We start from the raw sequence: 8,296 nt of genomic DNA, 5'->3' as shown, positions 1-8,296 counted from the left end.
TCCGGGCTGAAGAACACCCGCCGTTCGGAGCTCACCGCCCGCCCGCGCTACCTGCCGGGCAGCCGCGATGCGCTCGACGACATCTCCCACGGCGCCCCGAAGTCGACCGCACCGGTGTTCACCCCGGACACGGTCGCTGACGCCCAGTGGTACCTCGACGGATGGAACATGGGTTAAATGCCGGTCAGAATCGTCACCGACTCATCCGCGGGGCTGCCCGCCGATGTGGTCCAGGAACTGGGTATCACGGTCGTTGACCTGCACCTCATGTCCGACGGTGACGGCGCCTCCACGGCCGGGTTGTCCGCCCTGGAACTGGTGGCGGCGTACGCCCGGCAGCTCGAGCGCGGGGGCGACGAAGGGGTCCTCGCCCTGCACCTGGCGAAGGAGTTGTCCTCCACCTGGTCCGCCGCCGTGCAGGCGGCCGCCGTGTTCCCCGAGGAGCAGGTGAGGGTCATTGAGACCGGTTCCGTCGGCATGGCCGTGGGGGCCGCGGCGATGACGGCCGCGAAGCTGGCCTCCGAGGGTGCGGATCTGCAGACGTGTCACGACATTGCCGTCGATACGCTCGGGCGCTCCGCCACCTGGGTCTACCTCCACGGCATCGAGGACATCCGGAAGTCCGGGCGCATCTCCACCGGCACCGCCCTGTCGGCCACCCTGCTGGCCACCAAACCGATCATGTCGATCACCGGCGGCAAGCTGGAGCTGGTGGGCAAGACCCGCACGCAGGAGAAGGCGTTCACCCGCCTGGTGGAGCTGGTCATCGAGCGTGCGGAGGGGCGGCCCGTGTTCGTGGCCATCCAGCACAATGACGCCGCGGATTCCGCCACCCACCTCGAGGGCATGCTCGATGAGGTGCTCCCGGACGGCTCCAGCCTCATGACCCTGCCCATGGAGGCCACCCTGGCGGTGCACACCGGCATGGGTGCTGTCGGGGTGTCAGCGGTGTTCATGTCGCATCCGGAGGATGTCGTTCCCGCCTAGGGCAGGTTATCCACAGATGGGTGACTTTTCACCAATTCTGTCCACAGGCTGCGGCCGCCGCTCTTTCCCCGGGGCGGCCCGGCTCCTAGCGTCAGGGACATGAGCCCGCTGGATCGCCTCAAGGATCTCACCCGACCGACCGGAGAAGAAACGCTTCTCGACGTCACCTACCCCACCCCGCGCCTGCACATCAGCCTCCGGCAGGCTGCGTTGGCCGCGCTTGCCGTCCTCGTCGTGGTCGCGGGCATGCTGCTGTTCCAGTCCCGCTCCCCGGATCCGGTGCCCGTCGAGCTACCCGAGGTCGGGCCGGTCGCGGAACTGGAGGAGGAACTGGTGGTGTCGGTGGTCGGGGCGGTGACAGAACCGGGTCTGCTCACCCTCGCGCCGGGCGCCCGGGTACACGACGCACTCCAGCAGGTCACCCCCTTACCCGATGCCGACCTGCACTCCCTCAACCTCGCCCAGAAACTCACCGACGGCCAACAACTGGTGGTCCCCGTCTTAGGGGAGACCCATCACGGCGACACGGCAGGTGGCGGGGTATCGCTCAACTCCGCCACCGTCGCCGATCTCACGCAGCTGCCGGGGGTGGGACCGGCGACTGCCGCCGCGATCGTCAGCCACCGGGAGACTAGCGGCGGCTTCGGTGCCGTGGATGATCTCCTCGAGGTCAAGGGCATCGGGCCGGCGAAACTGGAGGCACTGCGCGACCAGGTCACCCTGTGAGCGAGCTCCGGCTGGTCCCCGCAGCCGTGATGGTGTGGGCGGTGACGCTGGCATTGCTTATCGACGCCCCCGTCCTCCCCCTCCTCATCCTCCCCCTCCTGCTGCGCTGGTGGCGGCATTCCGGGCAGGCACTGCTCACCGCGGTCCTGGGATGCGTGGCGGCGGGGCTGACGGTGTGGCGCCAGCAGCGCGCCGCCGGGTGGTCGCCACCGGCGGAGGTGGTGGGCCGCGTCGTCAGCTCCGGGACGGGACACGTTCGTGTGTCTGTGCCCGGACACCCCACGCCACTGACGATCTTCAGCGAGGACGACCCTGCGACGGGCACCCGGGTACTCGTCGAAGCGACATGGTCAGAGTCGACGAGGGCGGGTGTGGCCACGCTCACCGGGGCCGGGGACCTCACCACCCTGACGGGCCCGCAGGGCATGGGCCATGTCGCCGCCCTGGTGCGCGATTCCCTGCGCGCGGCGGTCGATTCCACGGTGGGGGAGTCCTCCCGCGGGCTCATACCGGGCATGGTGCTCGGTGACGTGGGCGCGCAGTCTCAGACCGACCAGCAGCTCTACATCGCAACCGGACTGTCCCACCTCTCGGCCGTCTCCGGGGCGAACGTGGCGATCGTGACCTCCTTCGCCGTGATCTGCTGCCGGCTACTCACCCTCGGCCCCCGCGTGCAGGTGGCCGCGGCGACCGCGGCACTGCTCGGTTTCGTCGGTCTGGTGGGCACGGAACCCTCGGTGCTGCGGGCATCAGCCACGGGCCTCGTTGGTCTGCTCGCGGTCCTCGGCTCCTCCCGGCTCGAACCCATCCACGGTCTGTCCCTGGCGGTGATCGGGCTCATCGTATGGGACTCCGACCTGGCGGTCTCGTACGGCTTCGCCCTCTCGGTGGCAGCCACCGCCGGGATCATCGCACTGCACCCCCTGTTGTTCCGGCCCCTCGCCCGCACCCGGCTCCCGGAGATCCTGGTCCGCGCCCTGGCGGTGGCGATCGCCGCGGACATCGTCACCCTGCCGATCATCGCGCTCATGGCCGGCGAGGTCTCGCTGGTCTCCGTCCTGGCCAACGTTCTCGTGGCCCCGGCCGTCGCCCCCGTCACCGTCCTCGGACTGCTCGCCGCCGGACTCTCGCTGCTCCCCGGCCCGCTCGCCTGGCTGCCGCTGAAGATTCTGGAACCCTGCACCTGGTGGATCCACACCGTGGCCACCTGGTGCGCCAGCCTGCCGATGTCCACCGTCCCGGCCGAACCGGTGTGGGTGCTCATCGCCTACGGCTGGATCCTCGCCGGAATCGTGGCCAACCGCCCACGCCTGACCCTCACCGTCCTGCTGACGTGGTGGCTGTGGAACGCGGACCTCTCCCGCCCGGCCCCGGAGATCCCGCTGGAGAGCCTCAACGTCCACGTCGTCGCCGACATCGAGGCCGTCGATCGGGCTCCGCCGGGCACCCAGGTGATCGTCGTCCGTGATCCCACGGGCAGACCCGCCACGCGGCCCACGGTCACGCGCGACGGCGTCCCCGTGCTTTTTCCGGACCGCGACGGGGAGGTCACCCTCCACACCGACGGCACCCAACATGCCCGCGACGGGAGGTTCTAGGATGGGCAGCATGTCTGTCGCGCCCGTGCACCTCATCCTCGGTGAAGAGGACTTCATCGGCGAGCGCATCCGCCGCTCCCTGCTCGAGCAGCTGCGCGCCGAGGCCCCTGACCTGGAACTCACCGTCATGCGGGCCAGCGAGGTCAGTGGTCCCGAGCTCATCGACGCCACCTCCCCCTCCCTCTTCGGCGAGGACCGGGCCGTCATCATCACCCACACGGAGGTCGCGGGCAAGGAACCCAACGACCTGCTGCTGGCCACGTGCAAGGACGTCGCGCCGGGGATCACCATCATCATCCACCACACCGGCGGGGGTCGGCAGAAGGCGATGGTGGCCAAGTACCGGAAGCTCGCCCAGGTGCACGAGGCCACCCCCCTCAAGCCGAAGGATCGACCCGGTTGGGTGACCAATGAGTTCCGGTCCCACGGTGTGCGTCCCACTCCGGATGTCATCCACGCCCTCCTGGAGGGGGTCGGCTCGGACCTGCGCGAACTGGCCTCCGCCGTCTCCCAGCTGGTCGCGGACACGGACGGGGACGTCACCGTGGAGAAGGTCCGTTCCTACTACGAGGGCGTGGCCGAGGTCTCCGGTTTCGACATCGCCGATCTGGCCGTCACCGGGCAGACCGCCCGCGCGGTGGCCAGCTGCCGCCGTGCCCTGCAGCTGGGGATGAACCCGGTCGCCCTGGCCACCGCGTTGAGCATGAAGGTGGCCGGGATCGCCCGGCTGTACTCGACGCGCACCACGAACTACCAGGCACTGGCGGGGCAGGTGGGCATGGCTCCGTGGCTGGTGGAGAAGACCGCCAAGGTGGCCCGCCGCTGGAGCGGGGACAACGTCTCCCGCGCGGTGATCCTCATGGCCGAGCTCGACGCCGAGGTCAAGGGCCAGGGCGGGGATCCGGAGTTCGCCATCGAGCATGCGGTGCGACGGGTATCGGAGCTGGCGGGTTAAAGTCGGTACATGACCGAGATTCCTGACGACGTGCGCGAGCTCGCCACCCGACTGTTCGACATGGCCCGCAACGGCGATGCCACGCTCCTCGAGTACCTCGACAACGGGGTCAGCCCCGACCTGGCCAACCAGGACGGCAACTCCCTGCTCATGCTGGCGGCCTATGCCGGACACACCTCCATTGTCCGGGCGCTGGTGGAGCGTGGCGCGGGCGTCGATAAGCAGAACAACCGCGGCCAGACCCCGCTGGCGGGTGCCGTGTTCAAGAAGTACGACGAGGTCGTCGACGTCCTCGTCGCCGCCGGCGCGGATCCGCACGCCGGAGCCCCCTCTGCCGTGGAGACCGCCCGGCTGTTCCAGATGCAGGACGCACTGGCTCGCCTCGGCGTGCAGGAGTGAGCCTCGCGCAGTGGGCTGCGCTGTTCGTCCTCAACATCGCCGGAGCGGCCTCACCCGGGCCTGACATCCTGCTGATCACCCGCACCGCGATCCGCTCCCGCCGGCACGCGGTGGCCACCGTGCTGGGCATCCAGATCGGGGTGCTGTTCTGGTGCACCCTCACCGTCCTCGGCTTCGCCGCGCTCCTCAACGCCTTCCCGGCGATACTGGGGTTCCTGCAGCTCATCGGCGGCGCGTGGCTGGTGTGGATGGGCTACGGCCTGGTCTCCGGGGGCCTTGCCGAGCGCAAGGACCCGCCCGCCGACCTCGAGCAGGCCGCCGCGCGCCTGGGACGCCTGCGGCACGCCTTCCTGCACGGGCTGACGACGAACCTGTCCAACCCGAAGATCGTCCTGTTCCTTTCCGCGCTCATCGCCCCGTTGCTGCCACCAGCCCCCTCGGCGCTGCTGGCCGTGGGAGTGGTGGCGATGCTGTCGATCTCCGCGATCGTCCTGCAGATGGGCATGGCGCTGCTGGTGTCCACCCCGGCGATGCGCCGCAAACTCCTGAGCGCCGGCCCGATGATCGACATCATCTCCGGCCTGTTTTTCATCGTCGCCGGTCTGGTGCTGGTGTTCAACGGGGTGGAGGATCTGCAGGCATGAAAAAACCCGGCTTCCCACGAGGGGGAGCCGGGTTCATTCTGAACGTGAAGTTCCTTAGCCGAGCTTGTTGAAGGCCAGGGCCATGGAGGACTTCTTGTTGGCGGCGTTGTTGCGGTGGAACACGCCCTTGGTCACAGCCTTGTCCAGAGCGCGGGAGGCGGTGCGCAGCTGAGCCTCGGCAGCAGCCTTGTCGCCGGCCTCGATGGTCTCGCGGAACTTGCGGATCTCGGTGCGGACGGCGGAGCGGACAGCCTGGTTGCGGACGCGTGCCTTCTCGTTGGTGAGATTGCGCTTCATCTGGGACTTGATGTTTGCCATGAAAGATACCTCTTGGTCTCGTGGAGAAATGGTGTCGGTAACCCACCAGCGGACGTGTCCCGCAACCACTGACCTGCAGTGATCGCTCGGCGCCGGTGTTCTGAGAACGGACCCAAGGTCCTGTCCGTCCCGACCGTGCGCGCCCGGAAGTGAATAACAGGGAGAAACCTTACCAGCGCGAGCAGCGCACACCCAATTGCCTATCCCCAGCGGTAGGTGGTGCGCAGGCGGTTGGCGATGCGTTCGAAACGCCGCTGCGGGAACAGCGCCCCCTGGCGGCGCACGCCCTGCTCGGAGACCTCGAGAACGCGGTCGAGGCGGATCCAGCACTGGCGGCCGGAGGCATCCCACTCGCCGGCGCCGATGTCGAGCCAGGATTCCGCCCCCTCGTGCTGCGGGTTGGGGGAGATGAGCAGGCCGAGGATGGTGTGGCGGTCACGGCCGACGACGAGCATGGCGCGTTCGCGCGGCGGCATGTCCGGCCCGTCGGAAGGCGCCCAGATCCACACCACCTCGCCGGGTTCGGCCTGGCCGTCCATGTCGGGTGCGTAGTAGATGTTGCGGCTCATGCGTTCGGTGGCCTCGACGCGGATGGCGGAGGCGGCGGCGCGGACGGCTTCGGGGCGCAGGTCGGTCTGCAGCCCGAGGCGTTCGTTGATGCGGGAGAGCCCCGAGTCCAGCGGGGAGGCGGTCGGTCCGATGAACGCCTGGCGGAGGCGGTCGAGGAGGGACGGGCGCTCGGCCCCGGGGACGGCGGGGTGGTGCACGCCGCGTCCGTTGCCGTTGCTGCCCATGGGTCCTCCCGGGTTGTCCTGTGTCGTCCCAGTGTAATGCCGCCGCGGGGCCGGAATCCAGGTCACTTAAACATTGGGTGGGCGTTGGGTAGAGTGGGGGAGTCATACCAGAAGGGAACCTCCACCACACATGCCGAAGAACTTCGCGGAGCAGACGTTCACCGATCCTTCCCGGATCCGTAACTTCTGCATCATCGCGCACATCGACCACGGTAAGTCGACGCTGGCTGACCGCATTCTGCAGCTGTCCAACGTCGTCGAGGCCCGCGACATGCGTGACCAGTACCTCGACAACATGGACATCGAGCGGGAGCGCGGCATCACCATCAAGGCGCAGAATGTCCGCCTGCCGTGGATCCCGCAGTCGGGGGAGTTCGCGGGTGAGGAGATCGTCATGCAGATGATCGACACCCCCGGCCACGTCGACTTCACCTATGAGGTCTCCCGTGCCCTCGAGGCGTGTGAGGGTGCGATCCTGCTGGTCGACGCCGCCCAGGGCATCGAGGCCCAGACCCTGGCCAACCTCTACATGGCGATGGAGAAGGACCTGGAGATCATCCCGGTCCTCAACAAGATCGACCTGCCGGCCGCCGACCCGGAGAAGTACTCCCTCGAGGTCGCCAACATCATCGGCTGCGAGCCGGAGGATGTGCTGCGCGTGTCTGGCAAGACCGGTCAGGGTGTGCCGGAGCTGCTGGACAAGGTCACCGAGCTCATTCCGGCGCCGACCTCCGATTACGGCCCCGAGGCCCCGGCCCGCGCCATGATCTTCGACTCCGTCTACGACACCTACCGCGGTGTGGTCACCTACATCCGCATGATGGACGGCAAGCTCACCCCGCGCCAGCGCCTCAAGATGATGTCCACCGGCGCGAACCATGAGCTGCTGGAGATCGGCATCGTCTCGCCCACGCCGAAGAAGTGCGCGGGCCTGGGCCCGGGTGAGGTCGGTTACCTTATCACCGGCGTCAAGGACGTGCGCCAGTCGAAGGTGGGTGACACCGTCACCTGGGCGGACAAGGGCGCCGAGGAGGCCCTGCAGGGCTACGCCGACCCCAAGCCGATGGTCTACTCCGGACTGTTCCCCATCTCCCAGGCCGATTTCCCGGCGCTGCGTGAGGCCCTGGAGAAGCTGCAGCTCAACGACGCCTCCCTGACCTGGGAGCCGGAGACCTCCGTGGCTCTCGGATTCGGTTTCCGTTGTGGCTTCCTCGGCCTGCTGCACATGGAGATCACCCGCGACCGCCTGGAGCGCGAGTTCGACCTCGACCTCATCTCCACCTCCCCGTCGGTGGATTACCGCGTCATCGCCGAGGACGGCACGGAGCACCACGTGCACAATCCCTCGGACTGGCCGGGCGGCAAGCTGCAGGAGGTCTACGAGCCGATGGTCAATGTCACCATCATCGTGCCGAGCGAGTTCGTCGGTTCCACCATGGAACTGTGCCAGTCCAAGCGCGGCGAGATGAAGAACATGGACTACCTCTCCGAGGACCGCGTCGAGCTGCGCTACCTCATGCCGCTGGGCGAGATCATCTTCGACTTCTTCGACATGCTCAAGTCCCGCACCAAGGGCTACGCCTCCCTCAACTACGAGGAGGCCGGTGAGCAGGCCGCCGACCTGGTCAAGGTCGACATCCTCCTGCAGGGTGAGCCGGTCGACGCCTTCTCGGCGATCGTCCACAAGGACAACGCCCAGTGGTACGGCAACAAGATGACGGTCAAGCTCAAGGAGCTCATCCCGCGCCAGCAGTTCGAGGTGCCGGTCCAGGCGGCGATCGGGTCGAAGATCATCGCCCGTGAGAACATCCGCGCCCTGCGCAAGGACGTCCTGGCCAAGTGCTACGGCGGTGACATCTCCCGTAAGCGCAAGCT

9 protein-coding genes are annotated in these 8,296 nt (G+C 68.0%); 7 read left to right on the top strand and 2 right to left on the bottom strand.

The features are described 5' to 3' along the window. The first annotated feature begins 177 nt into the window (after positions 1–177). From Q4F73_RS06970 to Q4F73_RS06945, 6 genes are all read left to right on the top strand, one after another. Positions 178–987, top strand: coding sequence for a DegV family protein (locus Q4F73_RS06970; RefSeq protein ID WP_303358636.1), 810 nt, complete (start codon positions 178–180; stop codon positions 985–987). A gap of 99 nt (positions 988–1,086) precedes the next feature. Continuing rightward, complete coding sequence (locus Q4F73_RS06965) at positions 1,087–1,713, top strand: ComEA family DNA-binding protein (protein ID WP_303358635.1); 627 nt, start codon at positions 1,087–1,089, stop codon at positions 1,711–1,713. Then, positions 1,710–3,311, top strand: a complete 1,602-nt coding sequence (locus Q4F73_RS06960) for a ComEC/Rec2 family competence protein (protein ID WP_303358634.1) — start codon at positions 1,710–1,712, stop codon at positions 3,309–3,311. Before Q4F73_RS06965 ends, Q4F73_RS06960 begins: the two co-directional genes overlap by 4 nt. A 1-nt stretch (position 3,312) precedes the next feature. Then, on the top strand, positions 3,313–4,266 hold the full coding sequence (gene holA, locus Q4F73_RS06955; RefSeq protein WP_303358633.1) for a DNA polymerase III subunit delta: 954 nt from the start codon (positions 3,313–3,315) through the stop codon (positions 4,264–4,266). A gap of 9 nt (positions 4,267–4,275) precedes the next feature. Then, the gene (locus Q4F73_RS06950) at positions 4,276–4,665 is read left to right on the top strand and encodes an ankyrin repeat domain-containing protein (protein WP_303358632.1); all 390 of its coding nucleotides are present in this window, start codon (positions 4,276–4,278) and stop codon (positions 4,663–4,665) included. Further along, positions 4,662–5,309, top strand: a complete 648-nt coding sequence (locus tag Q4F73_RS06945) for a LysE family translocator (RefSeq protein ID WP_303358631.1) — start codon at positions 4,662–4,664, stop codon at positions 5,307–5,309. The genes Q4F73_RS06950 and Q4F73_RS06945 overlap by 4 nt, the downstream gene beginning before the upstream one ends. Positions 5,310–5,363: 54 nt before the next feature. Here the strand turns inward: Q4F73_RS06945 and rpsT are convergent, their stop codons facing one another. Next, positions 5,364–5,627 (bottom strand): 30S ribosomal protein S20, encoded by a 264-nt coding sequence (rpsT, locus tag Q4F73_RS06940; protein WP_303358630.1) that lies wholly within the window; start codon positions 5,625–5,627, stop codon positions 5,364–5,366. A gap of 200 nt (positions 5,628–5,827) precedes the next feature. Then, positions 5,828–6,421: a type II toxin-antitoxin system PemK/MazF family toxin gene (locus tag Q4F73_RS06935; protein WP_303358629.1), complete on the bottom strand. Its 594-nt coding sequence runs from the start codon at positions 6,419–6,421 to the stop codon at positions 5,828–5,830. Positions 6,422–6,551: 130 nt separating this feature from the next. Here Q4F73_RS06935 and lepA point away from each other — a divergent pair. Further along, positions 6,552–8,296: translation elongation factor 4 (gene lepA, locus Q4F73_RS06930; protein ID WP_303358628.1), on the top strand; the 1,745-nt coding region annotated here is incomplete at its 3' end.

The sequence above is a fragment of the Corynebacterium sp. genome (assembly GCF_030535495.1).
Taxonomy (GTDB): domain Bacteria; phylum Actinomycetota; class Actinomycetes; order Mycobacteriales; family Mycobacteriaceae; genus Corynebacterium.
This window is presented reverse-complemented; position numbering and strand designations above follow the sequence as displayed.

Excerpts from the sequence above, each read along its gene's own strand:
- Q4F73_RS06970 (WP_303358636.1), top strand. The coding sequence starts at position 178 with ATGCCGGTCAGAATCGTCACCGACTCATCCGCGGGGCTGCCCGCCGAT.
- Q4F73_RS06965 (WP_303358635.1), top strand. The coding sequence starts at position 1,087 with ATGAGCCCGCTGGATCGCCTCAAGGATCTCACCCGACCGACCGGAGAA.
- holA (WP_303358633.1), top strand. The coding sequence starts at position 3,313 with ATGGGCAGCATGTCTGTCGCGCCCGTGCACCTCATCCTCGGTGAAGAG.
- Q4F73_RS06950 (WP_303358632.1), top strand. The coding sequence starts at position 4,276 with ATGACCGAGATTCCTGACGACGTGCGCGAGCTCGCCACCCGACTGTTC.
- rpsT (WP_303358630.1), bottom strand. The coding sequence starts at position 5,627 with ATGGCAAACATCAAGTCCCAGATGAAGCGCAATCTCACCAACGAGAAG.
- Q4F73_RS06935 (WP_303358629.1), bottom strand. The coding sequence starts at position 6,421 with ATGGGCAGCAACGGCAACGGACGCGGCGTGCACCACCCCGCCGTCCCC.